This is a genomic window from Pseudoalteromonas ardens, from assembly GCF_030125445.1.
Lineage (GTDB): Bacteria > Pseudomonadota > Gammaproteobacteria > Enterobacterales > Alteromonadaceae > Pseudoalteromonas > Pseudoalteromonas ardens.
Map to the genome: position 1 here is coordinate 164,535 of NZ_JASJUV010000004.1, position 21,652 is coordinate 186,186.

The window sequence follows — 21,652 nt, forward strand, 5'->3', positions numbered from 1 at the left end:
CATACTCAGTGAATGTCTAAACAGGATCCTTATCTCAGCCGAGAACAAGAAAAATACGACAACCCGGTGCCCAGCCGTGAGTTCATTCTTGACCATATTCAAAAAAGCAATAACAAGACTAATTTCAATCAGCTTTGTCAGGACCTCAAAGTCTTCGAAGATGAACGACAGATTGCCTTTAAGCGGCGTCTCAGAGCCATGGAGCGTGATGGCCAGCTGTTTTTCAACAAGTTCAAATGTTATGTGATCCCAACGGAGGATGGCCTGGTCAAAGGTCGGGTGATTGGCCACCGTGATGGCTTTGGTTTTTTGGAGGTAGAAGGCGAAGCCAAAGACTGGTTTATCACTAAGTATCAGATGGACAGAGTATTGCACGGTGATTGGGTGCTGGCAAAAGCAGGCTCCAGGGGGTCCGGTGGTAAAGTGGATGCACGCATTGTGCGGGTGCTCGAAAAAGAGCGCGCACCGATAGTCGGGCGCTTTTTTGTTGAGCATGGCATGGCAGTCGTGGTGCCGGAAGATCCGCGTCTGACCCAGGACATCATTGTACTGCCGGGCAGCGAAAATGGCGCCCGTCACAACCAGATGGTTCAGGTTCAGATCACCCAAAGCCCCAGCAAGCAAATGAATGCGGTGGGTAAGGTGACCGAAGTACTGGGCGACCATATGGCGCCGGGTATGGAGATTGAGGTCGCGTTACGAAACCACGAAATCCCCTATGAGTGGCCACAGGCGGTGCTTGATCAGGTTGCAGAACATGGTGAGTTTGTCGCCGAGCCGGATAAACTCGGTCGAGTCGATTTACGTGATCTACCACTGCTGACCATCGATGGAGAAGATGCCCGAGATTTCGATGATGCGGTTTACTGCGAGCGCAAAAAGTCCGGCGGCTGGCGTTTATGGGTTGCCATTGCCGATGTGTCGCACTATGTGCCTAAAGGCAGTGCGCTTGATAAAGAAGCCATCTCTCGGGGGAATTCAGTGTACTTCCCTGAGCAAGTAGTGCCTATGCTGCCCAAAGTCCTGTCTAACGGCTTATGTTCTTTGAACCCGCAAGTAGACCGTCTCTGCATGGTGGCCGAGATGACAGTGTCCGAAGCGGGTCGTTTGTCAGGTTACCGCTTTTACGAAGCGGTGATGAATTCTCATGCACGTCTGACCTATACCAAGGTGCATGCGATGTTGCAGGGTGATGAAGTTTTGCGTGAGCAATACAGCACACTGTATCCACACATCAGTGAGTTACATCAGATGTACATGGCACTGAAGTCTGAGCGTCAGGCTCGGGGGGCCATTGAATTCGAAACCCTGGAGACGCGTTTTGTCTTCAACGCACACCGCAAAATTGAGTCCATCGTCCCTGTGGTACGTAATGACGCCCACAAACTGATTGAAGAATGTATGATCCTGGCCAATGTGTCGGCGGCGCGGTTGCTGGAAAAACACGAAGCCAGTGCGCTGTTTCGGGTGCATGATCAGCCCGATCCGGAAAAGCTCAGCCAGTTCAGATTATTCCTGCAAGACTTAGGGATCGAAAGCACTCTGGGCCATGAGCCAACGCCTTTGGAGATCACTGAAGCCCTGGCCGGTCTGGGCGAGCGCCCGGAGCTGGAGCTGATCCAGACTATGCTATTACGCTCGATGAAACAAGCTGTTTATCAACCGGATAACATTGGTCACTACGGTCTTGCGCTGAAGGCGTATGCACACTTTACCTCGCCCATCCGGCGTTACCCGGATCTGGTGGTGCACCGTGCGATTAAAGGGATCCTGGCGGAGCAGGGGCAGCAAGTGTCCGGTGCTTATGTGTATGAAAGCGATGAGGCTGACAAGCTCGGTGAGCAATGTTCAATGACAGAACGTCGCGCCGATGATGCGACTCGCGAGGTAGCGGACTGGCTCAAGTGTGAGTTTATGCAAGATCATGTGGGCGATGAATTTACGGGGGTGATTTCATCCGTCACCAATTTTGGTTTGTTTGTCAGGCTCGATGAGTTACAAATCGATGGCATGATCCATGTCAGTAACCTGGGCCACGAATATTTCCATTTTGATGGCGCGAAGCACTGTCTGATTGGGGAGCACAGCCGCAGTGTCTTTAGGCTCGGTGATAAACTGAGTGTGGTCGTCAACTCCGTGAGCCTGGACGAGCGACGCATTAACCTGGCACTGGCCGAAGAGGCAGTGCCAGACCGGTATGCCAGACGGCGTCGTAAAGCGACGACAGAAAGCGCTGGCAAAAGTGTTCGTGCGCAGTTGAAAGACGGCAAGATCCCGGGCAAAGACAAAAAAGACAGCAAAGCTGATAAAGACGCGACACCCGCCAAAAGCGACGGCAAAAAGCCGAAAAAGGGTAAGAAGACCACGCCTAAAGGGAAGGCTAAAAAAGCCAAACAAGCAGCCACTTTGACCGGTAAGAAGAAAACCAAGAAAAGTGCCAGCAAAACCAAGGCAAAGCGCCCGGGTAAAAACGCGCGTAAAAGAAACAAATCGAGTGCGGGAGCATAACATTGAGTAACGAATTAATTTTTGGTTTCCATTCTATTGAGGCCATTCTATCCACCACCCCAGAGCGCTTTTTAGAGATCTATGCTCTCAAGGGGCGAGATGACAAACGGCTTAATGCGGTCGTCAATGAAGCACGCAAGTTTGGTATTTCCGTGCAGTTTATGCAGCGTAAAGCGTTGGATAATAAAGCCAATGGTGAGCAGCATCAGGGGATCATTGCCAATGTAAAAGCCGCCCGTGTACTCAATGAGCGCGACCTGGATGAGATCTTAGCCAGAGAATCGACGCCGTTCTTTTTAGTCCTTGATGGTGTGACGGATCCACATAATCTCGGCGCCTGTTTGCGCAGTGCTGATGCCGCTGGTGCGCACGCACTGATTGTGCCCAAAGATAAATCTGCCAAGTTAAATGGCACGGCTCGCAAAGTGGCGTGTGGCGCAGCGGAAACCGTACCGCTGATCCAGGTGACGAATCTGGCCCGTACACTCAGGGATATCAAAGAAGCGGGTGTCTGGGTAGTTGGAACCGCAGGTGAGACAGACACGGAATTGTTTGATGCCAGCCTTACTGGCCCCATCGCAGTGGTCATGGGCGCTGAAGGCGATGGCATGCGTCGTTTGACTCGCGAGCACTGTGATGTGTTGGTAAAAATACCGATGGTTGGTACTGTCTCCAGTCTCAACGTGTCTGTGGCCACCGGGATCTGTTTGTTTGAGGTGTTGCGTCAGCGCAATGCGCAATAACCTTCTGGCTACACATTGGGTGGAAAAGGCAAGCTTAGCTTGCCTTTTGTGTTTCTGGATCCAGCAATAGCGCATGTAGTTGCGCCAGGTTATCAACGACATAAGTGGGTGTGATCTCTGGCGGGCACTCAGCGCCCGGGTGACGTAACCAGCAACTGTCGATGCCATAGCGATTGGCGCCCAGTATATCACTGGCAGGGGTATCTCCGACCATCAGCACCTGAGATTTATCTGGCGTTCCCAGCAGTGATAAAGCATGCTCGAATACGCTTGGATCGGGTTTGGCCAACCCCACCTGCTCAGAAATCACAATGCTGTGAAAGTAGTCTTTAAACCCGGTATGGGCAAGACGCTTTTCCTGTAAGGCAGTAAAGCCGTTAGTGATGATGGCCAGTGTCGCTTTGCCTTGCAGGGCGTGCAGCAAATCGGCGGCACCGGGCAGCGGATTACATAATTCTGCCATCGCATCGAGAAACCCTAGGTTGAGGGTTTCAGCGGATACATTCAAACGCTCAGCCCAGAACTGAAAACGGGTCACCTGCAGGGTTTTTGCATCAATTTCGCCGTTCTGATATTGCACCCACAAAGGCTTGTTGATGCGTTGGTATTCGGCGTTATCGGCTTCGCTAAACGTGACATCATAACGCGCGAAGAGGGCCTTCAGGCCTAAAAAGGCGTTGAAACTGAACAGGGTTTCATCGGCATCAAAAAGAATATGGGTGTATTTCATGAGTATAGCTCTACATGGTTAAAGGGGGCCATCGCCAGCAACAGAGCCTGAGTGTAGGCACTTTCCCGGGTTGCCAGATGATTGGTCAGCAACCCAATCGCCCCCCCTTTTTGTTTAATGTTGTCGGTATCGAACATACGATCCATGACATGACCTAATTCTTCACCTGCCAGCAGCGCATCATAAATACGTTGTGGTAGTGGCAGGTTGGCACTGCGGCCAATACTCTCAGTTTGGCCATTGGATATGACGACAAAGGCAAACGTGGCAGGGCCGTAGGAAAACTGATGGGCACCGCCTTCCATTGCACAGTAGTAGTCGGCAGCGTGCTGATCAATCAGGTATTGCACACGATTTTGGGCTCCCAGCAGTGTATCGGCTTCACCCAAAGGTTGATCAGCAACCCCGCTTGGTGCAGATAACCCCTCACACTGAATATCGTGCTGTGGAAAATACTGCGTGAATATCTGCCTTGCGGCATTGATTTTAACCGGGTTTTTGGACCCGACAAGTATCTTAATAGCTGCCATTTGCGATGCCCTGAAAAATCGCTAGTGTAACGACCCCCCGGACAGCCCGCAAGCGGTGAAGTGTAAGCAGTCGTTAAACGGGTAAGTCCAGCGGGACAATTTGTTCCAACGCCCGTTTCTTTGTAAGTAAGTCTTTGATCAGGGGAGTTAATACCAGTTCCATAGCGAGGCCCATTTTGCCGCCGGGTACGACCAGGGTGTTAACGCGCGACATAAAGCTGCCCTGGATCATCTGCAGATAATAGGGGAAATCGACATCTTTTATATCCCTGAAACGGATCACCACAAAACTCTCGTCCAGCGAGGGGATATCTTTGGCACTAAAGGGGTTAGAAGTATCAACGGTGGGAACGCGTTGAAAATTAATATGGGTACGTGAGAACTGGGGGGTAATATGGTTAATGTAATCATCCATACTGCGCACGATTGAGGTCATGACGGCTTCACGAGAATGGCCTCTTTCATGCGTATCGCGGATCAGTTTTTGGATCCACTCCAGGTTAATAATCGGCACCATGCCAATCAGCAGGTCGACATGATGGGCGACATCATGCTCTTCGGTCACTATGCCGCCATGCAGACCTTCATAAAACAGCATATCACTGTTGCTATCCAGCTCCTGGTAAGGTGTGAAGGTGCCGGGCAACTGGTTATACGGTACGGCATCATCAAAGGTATGCAAATAACGCCGGACCTGACCGGTTCCGGTCTGACCATAAGTGGCAAATAACGCTTCCAGTGCGGCAAAGTCATTGGCCTCCTGACCAAAGTAGCTCAGGTGTTTACCTTCTTGCAGAGCTTCGCGTTTGAGCTTGTCCATTTCCGGGCGGGTATAACGATGGAAGCTATCACCCTCGACAATCTCAGCTTTGGCGTCCAGGCTGCGAAAAATGTGCTTAATCGCGGCCGTGGTGGTCGTGGTACCGGCCCCCGAACTTCCCGTGATTGCAATGATTGGATGCTTTGCAGACATTTTGTCCCCTTACCTGGCTCAGTTGGACTGAGCGTAACTTCCGATTAACACCTTTCGATGTTACTCGATAAGGGAAAATTCGCAAGGCATTTCGCGGAGAGTTGCCCTGTGGTGATTGAGTTCCTGCTGTCGCTCGGTATGATAGCGAAAAAAACAAGGAATATAACACAATGACTCTGCTGCAAAAGATCATCGTCACTGGATTACTATGGGGCGTTATAGGAACACTTAATGCAATGCCTGCCTCGCAGCTTTGGTTGGCCGAAGAGCAATCTGGTTCACTGTCGGTGAAGCCAATCAGTGCAGCTGATGGTTATCACAATCAACCTTTGGTTGTCGACAATGGTGTATATTTTACCCAGCAGGTAACAAGCCCTGAGGGTGGCCAGACTGACCTGTTTTTTTACGATTTTGCAACCCATGAGGCCCGTAATCTGACCAATACGCCAGTATCTGAATACTCACCGACGGTATACCCTTATGATGAGGGTCTTTCAGCTGTGGTCGTCGAAGCGGATGGTTCGCAAAAGCTATGGTTTTATCCATTTGCAGAAACACAGTCACCACGGCGCGTGTTTGATCATATTGCACCGGTGGGATATCACGCCTGGGGTAAGGACGAGCAACTGGTGATGTTTATTCTTGGCGAGCCCCACACTTTACAATTTACCGATTTAAAAGGACATTTGCCTAAGTTAGTTGCCAGTGATATCGGTCGCACGTTGGCCTACAATGCCGCGCGGAACCTGTATAGTTTTACTTATACCTCGCAAGGTCAGCAATGGTTTGCCAGCTTCGATGCACAGACTCAGACGGTGACGCCGCATTTTGCGTTACCAGGCAGCGTACATTATTACACCTGGTTTGATGACGATACGATCGCCTATGCCATTGCCGGTCGTATTTATACCCGACATTTGGATAACCCTGATAAGGTCTTGCTTTGGCGAAATCTGTCTGCGTATTGCCCAGGGACGATTTCACGCTTGAGTAAGCAAGGATCGCGACTGGTATTTGTGTGTAACCAGGCATAACTGAGGTCGCCATTGAGTGTAAAACACTGACACACTGGTTGGGATCAATTACAATGGACACAGATATATTTTTAGGAAAATGACTATGACCGTCTTAGTTACCGGTGGTGCCGGGTATATTGGTTCGCATACCGTGCTGGAGTTGCTTAGTGAAGGCAAGGATGTGATTGTTGTCGATAACTTAAGTAATTCCTCTCAGCAGTCCTTGCAGCGTGTAGAGGCATTAACAGGGCGCACCGCGACGTTTTACCAGGGCGATATTTGTGATAAAGCATTTCTCGACCGCGTGTTTGCACAACACCAGATAACCCAGGTGATCCACTTTGCGGGATTAAAAGCTGTGGGAGAGTCGGTGCAAAAACCGGTTGAATATTACCAAAATAATGTCCAGGGAACGTTAACTTTGCTGGATGCGATGCGTGATGCTGATGTATTCCAGCTGGTATTCAGTTCTTCTGCGACAGTGTATGGTGATCCGGCCAACTTGCCTATTCGTGAAGATTTCCCGGTAGGCGGGACAACTAACCCATACGGTACCTCTAAGCTGATGGTGGAGATGATCCTGCAGGACTTGGCTAAGTCAGATCCGCGCTGGGCGTTTGCGATTTTGCGTTATTTCAATCCCGTAGGGGCGCACATATCTGGCAAGATAGGGGAAGATCCCAATGGCATCCCAAACAACTTGCTGCCTTATATTGCGCAGGTTGCGGTGGGCAAGCTAGACACGCTGGGCGTTTTTGGTAATGACTATGATACGCACGATGGCACGGGTGTACGTGATTACATTCACGTTGTAGATCTCGCTATTGGTCACCTCAAAGCGCTGGACAAGATTGCAGCTCAGGCTGGGGCGCATATTTTTAACCTGGGTACAGGTAATGGTTACTCGGTGCTGGACATGGTTAAAGCGTTTGAAAAAGCGGCGGGCAAGCCGGTGAACTATGAAATCAAACCGCGTCGTGATGGTGACATCGCGGCCTGCTATGCGGCACCCGAAAAAGCATTCAATGAGCTGGGTTGGCGAGCAGAGCGCGGCATCGATGAAATGATGCAGGACACCTGGCGCTGGCAAAGCCAAAACCCGAACGGATATGAAGGGTAATTCTCAGTAAGCGGCCTGTTTTGGCCGCTCTCTCCTTTCACTGCATTATCGCTGGATGAAACTCCCCGCAACAGCGTGTATAATTCCCTCCTTATCTATATTGATGACCACAAGCGACGCCTTATTTGCAGAGCATGGGCTGGGATGTGGTTAGGTTATTGACGCTGGTCGCGGTTTGGAGCCGTGCAATGGGGCGTTTCAGAGGTAGTATGACAAACACAGATAAATCAGGTATTAGCCCAGTAAATACAAGCGATTCAGCGTTTCGTCGCTTTTCCGTTGCACCGATGTTAGATTGGACGGACCGTCATTGCCGGACCTTTCATCGTAAACTAACTAAGCATGCAGTACTGTATACCGAAATGATCACCACCGGTGCCATCATCTTTGGCAAAGGCGATTATTTGCACTTTGGAGAGCATGAAATGCCAGTGGCATTGCAGCTCGGTGGATCCGATCCCAAAGCGCTGGCTGAATGTGCTAAACGCGCCGAACAATACGGCTATAACGAGGTAAACCTCAACGTGGGCTGTCCATCAGACAGAGTACAAAATGGTCGCTTTGGTGCCTGTTTGATGGCAGAACCTGAGCTGGTCGCTGAGTGTGTTGCGGCGATGAAAAGCGAAGTCTCTATCCCGGTAACGGTGAAAACCCGGATTGGTATTGATGAGCAGGATTCCTATGAGTTTTTGACCCGCCTGATTGAGGCCTCAAAGACAGCCGGCTGTGATGATTTTATTATCCATGCCCGTAAAGCCTGGCTGCAGGGTCTGAGCCCCAAGGAAAACCGGGAAATTCCGCCGCTGGATTACCCGCGCGTGTACAAATTGAAGCAGGATTATTCGGATCTGCACATCAGCATCAATGGTGGCGTTAAAACCATTGAAGAGTGTCAGCACCACCTGGCACACCTGGATGGCGTGATGATAGGCCGAGAAGCTTATAGCAACCCCTTTATGCTCGCTGAGGTTGACAGTGCTCTGTATGGTGCACCTGCGTTTACCCAGACTCGTCATCAGGTAGTTCGCAGTATGTACGACTATATCGAAGCAGAGATGTCAAAGGGGGCTAACTTTTGGCACATTGCCCGCCATATGCTGGGGATTTTCCAAAATCAGCCTGGCGCACGTGGCTTCCGCCGTCATTTATCGGAAAATGGCCACGGTAAAAGCGCCGATATCAGTGTCATGGAAAAGGCGCTGACCTTTGTTCCTGAACTATAGTTGTTAGTTTGGTCAAAAAAGCTAATTATAGGCTTTTTTGACCAAACACTCCCCCTTGTTTTTCACCTCCCCACTCAAATTTAAAACTTAAACTATTGATTTTAAATAGTTGTTTGTTTTTGGCATAAACCTTGGAATAAGTTAATCAACATTAGCTTACTCAAGGAGCCTGTCATGGCCTTAATCGATCGAATTGAAGATTTAATCAAAGCCGAGTTCAATGCGTTGCTCGACAAAGCGGATGATCCTGAGAAGAATCAGCGTCAGATACTGACTCAGCTAGAAGCGGCACTGACTGAGTGTCGCAGCACTGTGGTACAGGTGATCTGTGAACAAAAAGCGCTGGTACGCCGTGAGCAAACAGTGAATAAAAAAGTCGAGCAGTGGCAACAACAGGCTGAATATGCTTTGCAAAAAGACCGTGAAGATTTGGCCCGGGCAGCACTGATGGAAAAGCAGGCATGCCAGCAGGCGCTGCAACACATTGAAGAAGAAGCAACACAGCTGCAACAGGTCCACGACAAGTTGGCGCAGGATGCGCGTTCGCTGAGCGAAAAAATACATCAATTGCGACAAAAAGAGGCGCAGCTGGCTCGGCGAGAGCACACTGCCACCACGCAGCTGAAAGCGCGCAGTGTGGCCAGTCAGCAGTCGATAGCAGCAGCGTTAACTCGCTTTGAGCATCTGGAGCGCAAAGTTGAGCGAGTAGAAGCTGAAGTGGACAGCTATGACTTGGTAAGTAAGGAGCAAGCACAATGGCAGGCATTGGAAACCCTGGCTCGGGAAGAGCAGGTCGACAAGGCGTTGGCAGAATTGAAACAAAGAAATCAACCGGCTTAAGTATTGGCACTATCGGTTGCCGAAGGGTATCCGGTGTAGCAGCAATGAGGAGAACTCTGATGACAGAACATGACACTTATTACCATACGACACGTTCACAACCGCCTCGTAAAAAGCTAGGTGGGGTATGTAGCAAGCTGGCAAACAGACTGGACATGCCAACCTGGCTGGTTCGCCTAATCACGGTGTTATTAGCACTGAAAGCACCCGTGTTAGTTGTGATGGCGTACTTTATCGCCTGGGTAGTGCTGTCGGAGCGTACTTAGGGGGCATTATGAAAGCGGCATTGATCTTACTGTTTGGCTTGGTTGTGTTATCGGCTTTTTCCTGGGTGTCCTCTCCATTGGCCTGGTTCAGTGTGCCAGAGATGGTTTTGGATGTAAGTTGGGTCGGGATTGAAATGCTTAGCCTGTTTGTCGCGATGATCGCCGTTTTTGCCTTACTGGCATTGCTGAGCATAGGGTTGCTTGGCGTGATATTAGTTGTGCTCATTGGGCTAGTGTTAGCATTACTATTTAACTCTGTTCTCATTGCCATTCCGTTATTGTTTCTGGTTGCAATCGGCTGGCTGGTAAGCGATAAGCAGGCGCTGTGTTAAGGCGTCTGGCCGGAGGGGCTGTATCAGGGAGCAGCGCCTTTACGAACACGGTACGGCTGTAAAGAAATGGTGATGAAAGCGCGTTAAACTAAGGGCGATGTGGTATAGTAAACGGACTATACTCAACAAGGAAAGCGCTTATGATCAAAAATTTAGCCTTTTTTATGCTGTGTTCATTGCCTTGGATGTCACAGGCACATCCGGACCACACGCATGGCGAATCTCATCACCATGCGCACGCCGAACAGGGCGTAGTGCAACTGACGCACGCTACGCTGCGTGACTTTTTGCCCACGGCCAGCTCCACTGCCGGCTATTTCACACTTGCCAATAATAGCCAACAAGCGGTGACGCTTCTCAAAGCTGAAATTGAAGGGCTTGGGCGAGTGGAGGTCCACGAACATGCACATGTGAATGGCATGATGCGCATGCAAAAGATAGAAAAACTGGAGATTGCGCCTAACAGTCAAGTTGAGTTTAAGCCCGGTGGCTATCATCTGATGGCCTTTGAGCCGACAAAACCATTAAAAGTAGGCGAAAATCGTAAACTTACACTATATTTTGCTGATGGCAATCGCGTCTATGGCTTGATTGAAGTGGTGTCGCTTAAAGCGCAGATGCATAACGCGAAAAATGGACATCAGCATCACTAGGAGTATTGATGGATCACAACACACACAATCACATGGGTAAGATTTGGGCTGGCCTGATCGCAGTATTGCTATTGGGGTATGGTCTCGCAGTTTACTGGAGTGTTGAGCCCGAACAGTTCGATGTGGTCGGCAGTGCTAAACGTCACGCAGAGCAATCGAACACCGAATTGGTGACAGGATATGTGACGACACATACCTTAATCACAGTCTCGCAAACTTTACTCGATAAACCCGGTGGTTATTTGTCTAATGACGTATTACCACCGAGTGTGATAATGGATAATATGCCTGCATGGGAATATGGCGCGCTTGAAATGGTGCGCGACATGGCCCTGTCTATGCGTAAAGATTTTAGTCGCTCTCAATCGCAATCGACGGAGCACCCCAGCCTGAAAAAAGCCCAGCCGCAATTTAACATTAGTTCAACGGCGTGGTTATGGCCCAGTGCAGAAGGGGAGTACCGTACTGGTATTACTCACCTTAATGATTACCTGCTGCAAATTTCCAACCCGGCCGATCAAAGTAGCCAGTTTTATGCCCGTGCGGATAATCTAAGAGGCTGGCTAAAAGAAGCTGAAAAGCGGATGGGGAGTTTAAGTCAGAGATTGAGCGCCAGTGTCGGTCAGGACAGGCTGAACACTGACCTGGCAGGTGACAGTGCAGCCAATCAGGCAACTTATGCGGCGAATCATCATGAAGTGAAAACATCATGGTGGAAGATTGATGATGTATTTTATGAATCCCGCGGTGCCACTTGGGCCCTGTTACACTTTTTAAGAGCGGTAGAATACGACTTTGCGGATGTGCTCGAGAAGAAAAATGCAAAAGTGAGCCTGCAACAGATTATTCGGGAACTTGAAGCCACACAGGAAACGGTGTGGAGCCCGGTGATTTTAAATGGTAGTGGTTTTGGATTGGTAGCCAATCACTCACTGGTGATGGCGAACTATATTTCCCGGGCCAATGCGGCTCTTATTGAACTCAGTGAACTTTTAGCGCAAGGATAAATAAATGAAAAAGTACTGTTTAGCGGCAGCCTTATCTCTGGCTTGCCTCGCACCTGCAGCACAAGCAGACACTCTGTTAGGTTTATACCTGGGTGGTGAAGCGTGGGGCGCAGAGCCTGAAGGTAGCTTTGCGAACAAGGGTAATCAGCAAGACTTTGACTTTTCTGATAAAAACTTCTCAAGCTTTTACGCCGCGCTTGAGCACCCGGTGCCACTGGTCCCGAACGTTAAGCTCAAATATACCGAGTTACAACTAGACGGTTCTGCGGTACTGAATGAAACCTTCGACTTCGGTGATAAAAGCTTCACCGTAGGCGGTACGGTCAATACCGTGGGTGATTTAGACCATATGGATTACATCTTGTATTACGAGCTGTTTGACAATGATTTGATTTCATTCGACTTTGGTTTAAACGCCAAGCATTTTGATGGCGAGATCAGCGTAACGGGTTTTGCTAATGGTGAAACCACCACAGAGACCGTCGACTTTTCAGGCTTTATCCCACTGGGTTATCTGAGAGGGGAAGTGGGTTTGCCACTGACCGGGTTGAGTGTGTTTGCTGAAGGCAGCGTGCTGGCAATTGACGACAGTAAGATCCAGGACTTCCAGATTGGGGTAGCCTGGGAGTTTATCGATAATATGGCTGTCGATGTAGCAGTTCGTGCGGGTTATCGCTCTATGGTTGTCGAACTGGATGACGTTGATGATATCACCACAGATATCGATGCATCAGGCCCATTTGCCGGCTTGCAGGTTCATTTCTAAATACGCCGTATATCAGGAATGTATCAAGGGCCTGTTTGTTGCTTTGATACATTCCTCACTCATCAGGCGCCCCAGGTCAGGGTAAACTCCTCTTCCAGTGCTTTTGAGAGCAATTGCCTGTAGGTCTTATTGACTGGTGTATTAATCAGCTTTTTCAGTTCATCGCCAGTTTGCGTTAGTTTGTAATAACTCAGCACCAAATCGTTGCTGTTGGCTTCGATAGCGAGGTGTTTCCCCTGATAGGCGAGTGTCAGAGATTGGCCTTTTTGCAAGTTGGCGGATTCAATTTCTTGCCGATAAATGAGGTTAATGTCCATCAGCGTCAGAATATGAGGAAAGCTCAACCCTGCCTGAGCCAGATTAAGTGATTCTTTCGTACCCTTTCGAAGTAAATCAAACAGCGAAGGCTTTTTATAAAAGCCCAGTAAAATCAAATAACTGTCTTCTTTTTCAAGGTAGCCACATAAGGAAGCGCACCGCTGTAGGGCGTCCGCCTCTTTTTGCGTCATTTGCTTCAGTGTTTGCAGGCTTTTGATTGAAAACGTGCCCGGTGCGATTGACTCGCCAACCAGAATTTTCGCCCAGAGTTTCTGCATGGCACTGTTGGCAATGTCTTCCGCGAGGGCAATAAAATGCTCCAGCCAGTCTGGGTCCGGACGCCCCCGACTGGTAACATCCGGGCACAAGGTCAGTGACATCCCCATAATGGACTCGATATTGCGTTGTTGTGCAATACGCTGCAATTGATTGCGTTTCAGTGCGCGTTTGAGTACGCCATGTTCACTGCGGACAATAAATTGGTTTTGATTGGGGTTAGGTGTTTGCGTAAAGCGTCGGTCTTCAGATTGAATCGCAGCTTTAGGCTGTTTGATCATGGCATATCCCAGTTTCTCTTCAATAAGAAGGGCTAAACTGGAACGGGCCTGGGCATTTTTTATTGTCATACCGCTCCTTGTGTGTGCAGTTTTAACTGGCTGATCAGCTGATTCATCATTAATTTGAGTTGTTGTTCCGTATAGTAGGCTGCAAAACGCGCATAAAGCCCTCCGACTAACGGCGTATGGTTCTCGCCTCTGGCGCTGAGTTGTAGCGCCAATACATCATCTTGTGGCTTGAGCAAGAGCTCGATATGTGCGACATGCTCAGCATTGAATCTGAGCTGTACCGTTACGTGCTGTTGGCTCAGGCTAAGCACCGTGACTTCTGCCAGCCCCCAGGGATGTTGCAATTCACCATACCCGCCGACCTGGCTGGCGTTAGTCAGAAAGGTCAGTTGCAAATCGGCTTGCGGTGCCAATAATCCTTGCCAGTGCCTGGCGTCTAAATAGGTTTTTACCGTTTGCAGGTCATCGGTGGTGATCCGTTGCGTTGTCTGAGCCCGGTAGTCTGAAGGAAGTAAAGCGGTGACCACAACCAGGCCGAATATCAAAACAATGCTGAACGTGAATGTCCGAAAAATTGTTGCTGTCATAACCTGCATAGAGCCGCTATATTATTTAGTTAACGAGCACAAGTTGTTGAACATCGACTATAATATTACTTGAGTGTTAACGGGTATGGATCTTGATAGTAAAAACCTATCATAATTTAAAAGATAACACATAGGCAAATATGCTATGTGCGCAGAAACTAAGTAGTTGAACATAAGGTTGATGATGGCGTCAGAACAAGAAGAGTTTTTGTTTGCGGATCAAGACTCAACGCATGACTCACAAGAAACGGTCAGCGCGTATTGGGATGTACTGGTTGTGGATGACGATCCGGAGATCCATTCGGTCACAAAACTGGCCTTATCCGGCGTAGAGTTCTGGGGGCGCGCGCTCAAGTTTCATCATGCATATTCGGGCAAAGAGGCACTCGACGTGTTGTCACAACATCCCGAAATTTGCATCTTATTGCTCGATGTCGTGATGGAAAGCGATGATGCGGGTCTGTCTGTTGTAAAAAAAGTACGTGATGAATTTGGTAACTACGCCGTGCGAATTATTTTGCGTACAGGGCAGCCGGGTTATGCACCGGAAGAAAAAGTCATTCGTGAATACGACATCAATGACTATAAAATGAAAACCGAGCTGACCCGTGGGAAACTGGTTACCTCTTTATTGACGGCCATTCGGTCATATCAACAAATCTGCGAGCTCGAACAGCAAAGTGTGGCACTGACCAATATTCTGGAGGCATCCCATGCGATCCTGGGCCACACGGATATGCCCTCTTTTGGTCTGTCGGTGGTCAACCAGCTGGCTAAAATCTTGGGTTCAGAACCACATGGCCTGGTGGCCGGCGCGATAGAGAAAGACGCAAAGGTGCTGGTCTTTGGCGGTACACAACCTTATCTTGCACATATTGGTCAGGGGCTGGAGCAGATAGATAATGGCCGGGTGATCATGCAGGTGCAAAACTGCTTTGATATGGATGCTCATCAGCAAACCGATCACGATGTGACCTTTTTACTACAAGGTAAAAATCGCCGTGCCGCTATTTATCTTGAACTGGCAGAGCCGCCCAATGCGGCGCAAATGCAGTTTGCTGAAATCTTTTTAACCAATGTCAGTGTGGGCCTCGATAACATTAAACTGATCAATGAACTGCGCGACGTTGCCTATAAAGATGCGCTGACCCGTTTGCCAAACCGGGCAAACTTTGTCGATCAGATAGCCCAGTATTATAAGCCAGAGCAAGATCAGCTGGTATTCGTGTTGATTGATATTGCGCAGTTTTCGGATATCAACAATGGCTTAGGCCAGGAAGTGGGGAATTTACTGCTGTTGGCTGTCAAAGAGCGCTTGCAACAGGAGTGTCCGCAGGGCGAGTTATTGTCACGAATTGGTGCTGATGTGTTTGGGGTGCTGCTACCCAAGCAAAGTTTTGACGAAACCCTGTTTTTAGATGCGCTCACTGTCCCCTATCAGGTTGGTGAGCACGTATTGACGATGCATTTTCATATTGGCGTGTGTTGCCAAGTCGACTTTTCACCACAAGGCCTTGAAACCCTGAAGCTGGCCTACATCGCCCTGAACCAGGCAAAGCAAGGGCGTCAAACGCTCAACTGGTATAGCTCTGATCTGGAAGAAAAAATGGCCTGGCGATTGGGCTTGATCCGCCAGCTGCGGCAAGATTTTGAACAACGTAAGCTGGAAGTCTGGTATCAACCTCAGTTGTGTTTACAAACCATGACGGTGATTGGGTGTGAGGCCTTATTGAGATGGCCCACTGGGAAGGGGGATTACATTTCGCCGGCGGTGTTTGTGCCCTTGGCCGAAGATGCCGGGCTGATTGTCGAGATTGGTCAGTGGGTGCTGGAGCAGGCATGCATGATGCAGAAGCAGCTGAGTTCACTGGGACATGATATCAGTGTGGCCGTCAATGTCTCTGTGCCACAGTTTAAGGTCTCCAACTATGCGCAGCAGGTTAAACAGACCATTCTGGATCATGATGTTGAGCCACAAAAAATTGAGCTCGAAGTCACAGAGAGCGTGGTGATGGATGAAATCAATACTGTGGTACATACGCTGAGCGAGCTGAAGTCTTTCGGGGTAGAAGTTGCTATTGATGATTTTGGTACTGGCTTCTCTTCGTTGAGTTATTTACAAAAGCTGCCACTCGCCAGGCTTAAAATTGACCGGGCCTTTGTGAAAGGGATCCCGCACGAAGACTCCGGCGCTATAGCCGAGCTGGTGATCTCTTTAGGTCGTCATTTGGGTCTTAAAACCATTGCCGAGGGCGTTGAAACGCAAGAGCAAGCCGATATTTTGCGTGCTTTAGGGTGCAATGAAGTACAAGGGTTTTTCTTTGCCAGACCCATGGCTGAAGCCGACTTACTGGCGTATTTGAAAAGCTAGTACTGGGAAGCTATGGCGCTTTTTAGTATAATCCGCTTCTTTTTTCAGCATTGAGCCGTCATCATGAATGCGTTACAGGCCGAGCGCCCGCTTTTTTCTTACCCCAAATACTGGGCCGAATGTTATGGTCCAGCCCCGTTTCTTCCTACCAGCCGCGCCGAGATGGATGCGCTGGGCTGGGATAGTTGCGATATCATCATAGTCACGGGTGACGCCTATGTGGATCACCCCAGCTTTGGTATGGCGGTGATAGGGCGGGTGTTAGAAGCGCAGGGCTTTCGTGTGGGTATCATCGCGCAACCGGACTGGTCCAGCAAAGACGCCTTTATGAGTCTGGGCAAACCGAACCTGTTTTTCGGTGTCACGGCAGGCAACATGGATTCCATGATCAACCGCTACACAGCGGAAAAGCGCATTCGTCACGATGATGCTTATACGCCGGGCAATGTCGGTGGTAAACGCCCTGATCGTGCTGTTGTGGTGTACAGTCAACGGTGTCGCGAGGCATACAAAGAGGTACCGCTGGTGATTGGGGGGATTGAAGCCAGTTTGCGTCGGATTGCACACTATGACTACTGGCAGGAAAAAGTACGCCGCAGCATCATCTTCGATGCCAAAGCGGACTTGCTGATCTATGGTAATGCAGAGCGCCCGCTGGTTGAAGTGGCGCATCGTATCGCGAATGGCGAATCGATTGACACCATACAAGATGTGCGTGGTACTGCGGTGATCCGTAAAGAGCCGTTGCCTGACTGGCGTGGCAGTGATTCCACAGCTATCGATAAAATAGGCAAAATTGATCCTATTCCAAATCCCTATGGGGCTGATGATGTTGGTTGTAGCAAGTCGGAATTTGTGCAGGCTGAAAAAGCGCAGGATGCCACCCAGGCTCAACCCATTATGGTACAACCTCCCCGCCTGAAACCCTGGGAAAAAGTCTATGTTAAGCTGCCTGCTTATGAGCAGGTGAGTGTCAATAAACCGCTATATGCGCATGCGTCCAGGATTTTGCATCAGGAAACCAACCCCGGTTGTGCCCGGGCATTGTTTCAGCGTCATGGCGATCGCAGTGTGTGGGTCAATCCACCTGCTTACCCGCTCGAAACCGACGAGATGGATGAGGTTTTTGGCTTGCCTTACCAGCGCATCCCTCACCCAAGCTACGGGGAAGAAAAGATCCCGGCTTATGACATGATCAAAACATCGGTAAACATTATGCGCGGATGTTTTGGAGGGTGTAGTTTCTGCTCTATTACTGAGCATGAAGGGCGCATTATTCAGAGCCGCTCTGAGCAGTCGATCATTGATGAGATTGAGCAGATCCGCGATAAAGTTCCTGGGTTTACCGGCGTGATTTCAGATTTGGGTGGTCCGACGGCCAATATGTATAAGTTGCGCTGTAAGAGTAAAAAGGCGGAAAGTACCTGCCGTCGGCTGTCGTGTGTATATCCGGATATTTGCAAGCATATGGATACAGATCATACCCCGACCATAGAACTATATCGCAAGGCACGCGATGTTGAAGGGGTGAAAAAGATCCTCATTGCCTCGGGTGTGCGTTACGATCTGGCCATTGAAGATCCGCGTTATGTCAAAGAGCTGGTGACCCACCACGTTGGCGGCTATTTAAAAATTGCACCTGAGCATACTGAGCAGGGGCCTTTGTCTAAGATGATGAAACCTGGCATGGGCACCTACGACAAGTTTAAAGAGCTCTTTGATAAATACTCCAAAGAAGCGGGTAAAAAGCAGTATCTGATCCCTTATTTTATCTCTGCACACCCGGGCACCACGGATGAAGACATGGTCAACATGGCATTGTGGCTAAAAGCCCATGACTTTAAACTGGATCAGGTGCAAAACTTCTATCCGTCACCGATGGCAAACGCAACCACCATCTATCACACCGAGATGAACTCGTTGCGTAACATAAAAAACAACAAAGAAGTGGTGGCGGTGCCCAAAGGGGCAAAGCAACGTCGTCTGCACAAAGCCATTCTGCGTTACCACGATCCGGCTGGCTGGCCGATGATCCGCGAAGCACTGAAGAAAATGGGCAAGGCGAACCTGATAGGTCGCGGGCCACAATGTTTGGTACCTGAGGCTGGGCGTAACGAAGGTAAGGGTAATACCCGACGTAAACCAGGCACCAAAGCGCTGACGCGTCACAGTGGCTTTGGTCAGTTTAATCAGGCCAATACTAAGCCCAGAGTGGGCAAGAACAAGCCCTCTGGGCGCGCTGCAAAACGCTAGAAATTAAAGGAAAAAAAGCCGCTATACAGCGGCTTTTTTAGTTTATTTGCTCATCTCTTTGCGATAAGGGATCCCGGATTTGATCCAGTCGGCAGCAGGTTTTCCCATCAGATAGTGATCAAAGTAGTCTTTCATGCGAATCGAGAAGTCCACCTGATTCGGAAATTGTTTCAGGTGGTGCGGTTCGCCTTCATACTGTAAGAAGATGGCATCTTTGTTGTGACGACGCAGTGCAAGATAGTACTGGATCCCCTCTTGCCAAGGTACCGCGCCATCTTTGTCACCAAACATCAGCAGGATTGGTGTGTTAACCTTGTCGGCATAGAACACCGGCGAGTTTTCAATATACAGCTCAGGCGCCTCGGTTAGTGTCTTGCCGATACGGCTTTGTCCGGTTTCATACTGGAACTGACGTGCCAGACCGGATTTCAGGCGAATGCCACTGTAGGCCGAAGTCATGTTGGATACTGGTGCACCGGACACCACAGCTTTAAACATATCCGTTTGGGTGACAGCAAAGGCGCTTTGGTAGCCTGCCCAGGAGTGTCCCTGAAGACCAATCTTATCTGGATCGGCAACCCCTAAGTCAATGAGCTTTTGCGCCGCATTCACTAAGGTTTGGGTAGATGAGCGGCCCGGATAACCAATTTCGAAGCGAATGTCAGGCAGGAAAATGGCATAACCGTTGGAAGTAAACATCGGTAAATTAGGTCTGTGGTTCAGCACCATATGTGGAAAGTCATACATGCGCTGACTCATATAGCGGTAGAAGTAGAAGACCACAGGTACTTTTTTACCCGGTTGATAGTTAGCAGGTTTGATTAGTACCCCTTGCAAGGGTTCGCCATTGTAACCCTGATACTGTACCAGCTCCGGCTTTTGCCCCCAGGCAAAGGTGCTGAGCTGAGGGTTCAGGTTGGTGATTTGATGAGGCTGGCTAAAAGTACCGTTGGTTTGCCACAGATCCGGAAACTCATGGTAACTTTGCCGGGTAAATAGCAGCGTATCTGCCTGTTTGGCTTTTTCGAGCAAGCTGTATTTCGCTTCACCTGAGGTCAGGGTAGTCAGTTTACCCGTGGCCAGGTTGAGTCTGGCAATGTGTGTTTGCTTATTGGCGAGGTTATGTGCCGACAGGTAAACGTGTTCATCAGTCGCGAAGCCGACAAAGTCTTTATCCAGTTTGATCACCCGGTATTGTGTCTGGGTTTCTTTACCGCGTGTCAGGCGTTTCGCCTGAGCCGTTTTACTATCAAATGCCCAGATATCGAACTTACTGTAGGCATACAGTGTGCTGCCATCTCGTTGCCAGCCTGCAAATCCGTAACCGGGATTGGGCTCTGGGTAGTCGTGGCGGTCATCTGCAAATAACGCATCGCGGACGGCCTTGCTGATGGCCGTTTCTTTTTGCGCATGCAGATCTTTCAGCCACAGCTGATCGTTGAGGAAGTAGGCTGCGTGCTGACCAGTTGGTGATAGCGTCGGACGATTGGGTGCTTCTTTGACGATAAAGCTGCGTGCGCCAGTAGCAACCTGCACGGCGTAGTAATCTGCATAGAAGCCTTTGTACATGATCTGTTTCAGGTAGGGCTGATCGTTGCTGGCCAGCAGGAATTCGGCTTCGCGATTCAAAGTAACGTCGCGTGCTGTCTCATCGCTTAGCTGGGCAACACGCTGATTTCCCAGGTGGTAAACCGCCTGATAGTTGCGTTCCCGGTTGGTCTTTTCCCAGGTTTTAATCTCACGGGGTTTGATTTGAGCATCTTCATTATGCCAGACCTTCAGACCTGACTGCGCGATGATAGTGTCAAGGTCGGTCAGTGATGCCTGATCCTGATATTTTTTCTCGGCAGGCTTTGGGGAAAGCAACGGGCGGTTTTCAAAATAGAGTCGCTCTCCTTGCTCTGACCAGCTTAGTGCGGCAGATTTTGCGCTATACCAGCCCTGCGGCTGAGGCACTGGTGTGAAGCGGTCTACTTTGGCATCCCATAGTCGCACCTGATATGCACGGCGGCGTGTATCATCGTTGACATAATTGCCTTCGGTAAAGGCCACCAGTGACGAGTAGGGGTGCCAGGTTATTGCGGACAAAGTCACACCCGGCTCTTCAATTAATACACTGGCCTGTGCCCGGCTCAGATCAAAATACTGAATTTGGTTATCAGCACCGTCTTCGCTATGCTGGCTCATGAGTACGCCATATTCTGCGGGGCTCAATGCATAGCGGCCAACCTGCTCAAACTGATACTGCTGCTGTGAGGTTAAATCCACAATCACCAGAGGATAGGTTTTGTCTTTCTTGTCTGCCGGGATCGCACTGTCGGTGTTTTTCTCTGCTTTATCTGATTTATCGGCTTCCACATCCTGCCGATAGGCCAGCCAGCGGCCATCGTCGCTCAGCTGATAGTCTTTAACTGCGTCAAAGGTGCGTTGTTCGCCACTATGAGTATTGACCAGCACCAGTGCGCGCTTGAGTTTTTTACGCGCTTTTTTGTCTGTGGTTTCTGATGTCAGCAGGCTCGGGACCTGAGTGAAAGCAGCCCAGTTTCCCGCGCGGTTAAGCTGGGCTTTGGTGCCGCGCTCTATACTGGCAATTAGTTTCTTGGTACTAAGATCATACAGCTGGCCTGTGCTGTCTCCCCGGTAGGGTTGCGCGCTGAGGGCGACAAATCGTCCGTCTTCTGACAAGACCCGGCCTTGGGCGTATTTAAAGTCAAAGACATCATTGAATTCCAGGCTGGGCTTGGCTGCGAGGCTGGTTGCTGAAAGCAGTGCGGCCGTGAGTAAAGATTTGGCAAACGTCATAATATGATTCTTGTTCGATAGGGATTGTAACTTTGTAACACTTTTATC

The 21,652-nt window shown here is 49.6% G+C and carries 19 protein-coding genes; 13 read left to right on the forward strand and 6 right to left on the reverse strand.

Annotation, left to right across the window (positions count from 1 at the left end):
• The first annotated feature begins 12 nt into the window (after positions 1–12).
• Both rnr and rlmB read left to right on the forward strand, forming a co-directional pair.
• On the forward strand, positions 13–2,508 hold the full coding sequence (rnr, locus tag QNM19_RS14475) for a ribonuclease R (protein ID WP_284026845.1): 2,496 nt from the start codon (positions 13–15) through the stop codon (positions 2,506–2,508).
• A 2-nt stretch (positions 2,509–2,510) separates the two neighbouring features.
• Complete coding sequence (gene rlmB, locus QNM19_RS14480) at positions 2,511–3,251, forward strand: 23S rRNA (guanosine(2251)-2'-O)-methyltransferase RlmB (protein ID WP_010383706.1); 741 nt, start codon at positions 2,511–2,513, stop codon at positions 3,249–3,251.
• A gap of 34 nt (positions 3,252–3,285) precedes the next feature.
• Here rlmB and yjjG read toward each other — a convergent pair whose 3' ends face one another.
• The 3 genes from yjjG to QNM19_RS14495 form a co-directional block, all read right to left on the reverse strand.
• A complete protein-coding gene (gene yjjG, locus QNM19_RS14485) occupies positions 3,286–3,981 on the reverse strand; it encodes a pyrimidine 5'-nucleotidase (protein ID WP_284026846.1) in 696 nt (231 codons plus the stop codon).
• Complete coding sequence (gene yjjX / locus QNM19_RS14490; RefSeq protein WP_284026847.1) at positions 3,978–4,511, reverse strand: inosine/xanthosine triphosphatase; 534 nt, start codon at positions 4,509–4,511, stop codon at positions 3,978–3,980. The genes yjjG and yjjX overlap by 4 nt, the downstream gene beginning before the upstream one ends.
• A gap of 73 nt (positions 4,512–4,584) precedes the next feature.
• Positions 4,585–5,484 carry a phosphoribulokinase gene (locus QNM19_RS14495; protein ID WP_010383702.1) on the reverse strand — a complete coding sequence of 300 codons (900 nt, stop codon included), beginning with the start codon at positions 5,482–5,484 and terminating at the stop codon, positions 4,585–4,587.
• 170 nt (positions 5,485–5,654) lie between these two features.
• Here QNM19_RS14495 and QNM19_RS14500 point away from each other — a divergent pair, with 170 nt between their 5' ends.
• From QNM19_RS14500 to QNM19_RS14540, 9 genes are all read left to right on the forward strand, one after another.
• Positions 5,655–6,518 carry a TolB-like translocation protein gene (locus QNM19_RS14500; protein ID WP_049866478.1) on the forward strand — a complete coding sequence of 288 codons (864 nt, stop codon included), beginning with the start codon at positions 5,655–5,657 and terminating at the stop codon, positions 6,516–6,518.
• 85 nt (positions 6,519–6,603) lie between these two features.
• Positions 6,604–7,620, forward strand: a complete 1,017-nt coding sequence (gene galE, locus QNM19_RS14505) for a UDP-glucose 4-epimerase GalE (RefSeq protein WP_049866479.1) — start codon at positions 6,604–6,606, stop codon at positions 7,618–7,620.
• 209 nt (positions 7,621–7,829) lie between these two features.
• Positions 7,830–8,843 (forward strand): tRNA dihydrouridine(20/20a) synthase DusA, encoded by a 1,014-nt coding sequence (gene dusA / locus QNM19_RS14510; protein WP_284026848.1) that lies wholly within the window; start codon positions 7,830–7,832, stop codon positions 8,841–8,843.
• Positions 8,844–9,017: 174 nt separating this feature from the next.
• Positions 9,018–9,683, forward strand: coding sequence for a PspA/IM30 family protein (locus QNM19_RS14515; RefSeq protein WP_049866076.1), 666 nt, complete (start codon positions 9,018–9,020; stop codon positions 9,681–9,683).
• A 59-nt stretch (positions 9,684–9,742) separates the two neighbouring features.
• A complete protein-coding gene (locus QNM19_RS14520) occupies positions 9,743–9,949 on the forward strand; it encodes a PspC domain-containing protein (protein WP_049866077.1) in 207 nt (68 codons plus the stop codon).
• 8 nt (positions 9,950–9,957) lie between these two features.
• Positions 9,958–10,281, forward strand: a complete 324-nt coding sequence (locus QNM19_RS14525) for a hypothetical protein (protein ID WP_049866078.1) — start codon at positions 9,958–9,960, stop codon at positions 10,279–10,281.
• A gap of 140 nt (positions 10,282–10,421) precedes the next feature.
• Complete coding sequence (locus QNM19_RS14530) at positions 10,422–10,934, forward strand: copper chaperone PCu(A)C (protein ID WP_010383694.1); 513 nt, start codon at positions 10,422–10,424, stop codon at positions 10,932–10,934.
• An 8-nt stretch (positions 10,935–10,942) separates the two neighbouring features.
• A complete protein-coding gene (locus QNM19_RS14535) occupies positions 10,943–11,941 on the forward strand; it encodes a DUF2333 family protein (RefSeq protein WP_049866079.1) in 999 nt (332 codons plus the stop codon).
• Between the two features lie 4 nt (positions 11,942–11,945).
• Positions 11,946–12,707, forward strand: a complete 762-nt coding sequence (locus tag QNM19_RS14540) for a TIGR04219 family outer membrane beta-barrel protein (protein ID WP_049866080.1) — start codon at positions 11,946–11,948, stop codon at positions 12,705–12,707.
• Positions 12,708–12,769: 62 nt separating this feature from the next.
• On the opposite strand, the gene QNM19_RS14545 is transcribed toward QNM19_RS14540, so the two are convergent.
• Together QNM19_RS14545 and QNM19_RS14550 are read right to left on the reverse strand one after the other, a co-directional pair.
• Complete coding sequence (locus tag QNM19_RS14545) at positions 12,770–13,651, reverse strand: TIGR03899 family protein (protein WP_049866081.1); 882 nt, start codon at positions 13,649–13,651, stop codon at positions 12,770–12,772.
• Positions 13,648–14,178: a hypothetical protein gene (locus QNM19_RS14550; RefSeq protein ID WP_156202449.1), complete on the reverse strand. Its 531-nt coding sequence runs from the start codon at positions 14,176–14,178 to the stop codon at positions 13,648–13,650. Before QNM19_RS14550 ends, QNM19_RS14545 begins: the two co-directional genes overlap by 4 nt.
• Before the next feature lie 184 nt (positions 14,179–14,362).
• Between QNM19_RS14550 and QNM19_RS14555 the strand changes: the two genes are divergently transcribed.
• Positions 14,363–16,549, forward strand: coding sequence for a bifunctional diguanylate cyclase/phosphodiesterase (locus tag QNM19_RS14555; protein ID WP_284026849.1), 2,187 nt, complete (start codon positions 14,363–14,365; stop codon positions 16,547–16,549).
• 63 nt (positions 16,550–16,612) lie between these two features.
• On the forward strand, positions 16,613–18,802 hold the full coding sequence (locus tag QNM19_RS14560) for a YgiQ family radical SAM protein (protein WP_049864295.1): 2,190 nt from the start codon (positions 16,613–16,615) through the stop codon (positions 18,800–18,802).
• A gap of 42 nt (positions 18,803–18,844) precedes the next feature.
• Here the strand turns inward: QNM19_RS14560 and QNM19_RS14565 are convergent, their stop codons facing one another.
• The gene (locus tag QNM19_RS14565; protein WP_049864296.1) at positions 18,845–21,604 is read right to left on the reverse strand and encodes an alpha/beta hydrolase family protein; all 2,760 of its coding nucleotides are present in this window, start codon (positions 21,602–21,604) and stop codon (positions 18,845–18,847) included.
• Positions 21,605–21,652: the final 48 nt, after the last annotated feature.

Coding starts and splice junctions, on each gene's coding strand:
- rnr (WP_284026845.1), top strand. CDS start 13: ATGTCTAAACAGGATCCTTATCTCAGCCGAGAACAAGAAAAATACGAC.
- yjjG (WP_284026846.1), bottom strand. CDS start 3,981: ATGAAATACACCCATATTCTTTTTGATGCCGATGAAACCCTGTTCAGT.
- yjjX (WP_284026847.1), bottom strand. CDS start 4,511: ATGGCAGCTATTAAGATACTTGTCGGGTCCAAAAACCCGGTTAAAATC.
- QNM19_RS14495 (WP_010383702.1), bottom strand. CDS start 5,484: ATGTCTGCAAAGCATCCAATCATTGCAATCACGGGAAGTTCGGGGGCC.
- QNM19_RS14500 (WP_049866478.1), top strand. CDS start 5,655: ATGACTCTGCTGCAAAAGATCATCGTCACTGGATTACTATGGGGCGTT.
- galE (WP_049866479.1), top strand. CDS start 6,604: ATGACCGTCTTAGTTACCGGTGGTGCCGGGTATATTGGTTCGCATACC.
- dusA (WP_284026848.1), top strand. CDS start 7,830: ATGACAAACACAGATAAATCAGGTATTAGCCCAGTAAATACAAGCGAT.
- QNM19_RS14515 (WP_049866076.1), top strand. CDS start 9,018: ATGGCCTTAATCGATCGAATTGAAGATTTAATCAAAGCCGAGTTCAAT.
- QNM19_RS14520 (WP_049866077.1), top strand. CDS start 9,743: ATGACAGAACATGACACTTATTACCATACGACACGTTCACAACCGCCT.
- QNM19_RS14525 (WP_049866078.1), top strand. CDS start 9,958: ATGAAAGCGGCATTGATCTTACTGTTTGGCTTGGTTGTGTTATCGGCT.
- QNM19_RS14530 (WP_010383694.1), top strand. CDS start 10,422: ATGATCAAAAATTTAGCCTTTTTTATGCTGTGTTCATTGCCTTGGATG.
- QNM19_RS14535 (WP_049866079.1), top strand. CDS start 10,943: ATGGATCACAACACACACAATCACATGGGTAAGATTTGGGCTGGCCTG.
- QNM19_RS14540 (WP_049866080.1), top strand. CDS start 11,946: ATGAAAAAGTACTGTTTAGCGGCAGCCTTATCTCTGGCTTGCCTCGCA.
- QNM19_RS14545 (WP_049866081.1), bottom strand. CDS start 13,651: ATGACAATAAAAAATGCCCAGGCCCGTTCCAGTTTAGCCCTTCTTATT.
- QNM19_RS14550 (WP_156202449.1), bottom strand. CDS start 14,178: ATGACAGCAACAATTTTTCGGACATTCACGTTCAGCATTGTTTTGATA.
- QNM19_RS14555 (WP_284026849.1), top strand. CDS start 14,363: ATGGCGTCAGAACAAGAAGAGTTTTTGTTTGCGGATCAAGACTCAACG.
- QNM19_RS14560 (WP_049864295.1), top strand. CDS start 16,613: ATGAATGCGTTACAGGCCGAGCGCCCGCTTTTTTCTTACCCCAAATAC.
- QNM19_RS14565 (WP_049864296.1), bottom strand. CDS start 21,604: ATGACGTTTGCCAAATCTTTACTCACGGCCGCACTGCTTTCAGCAACC.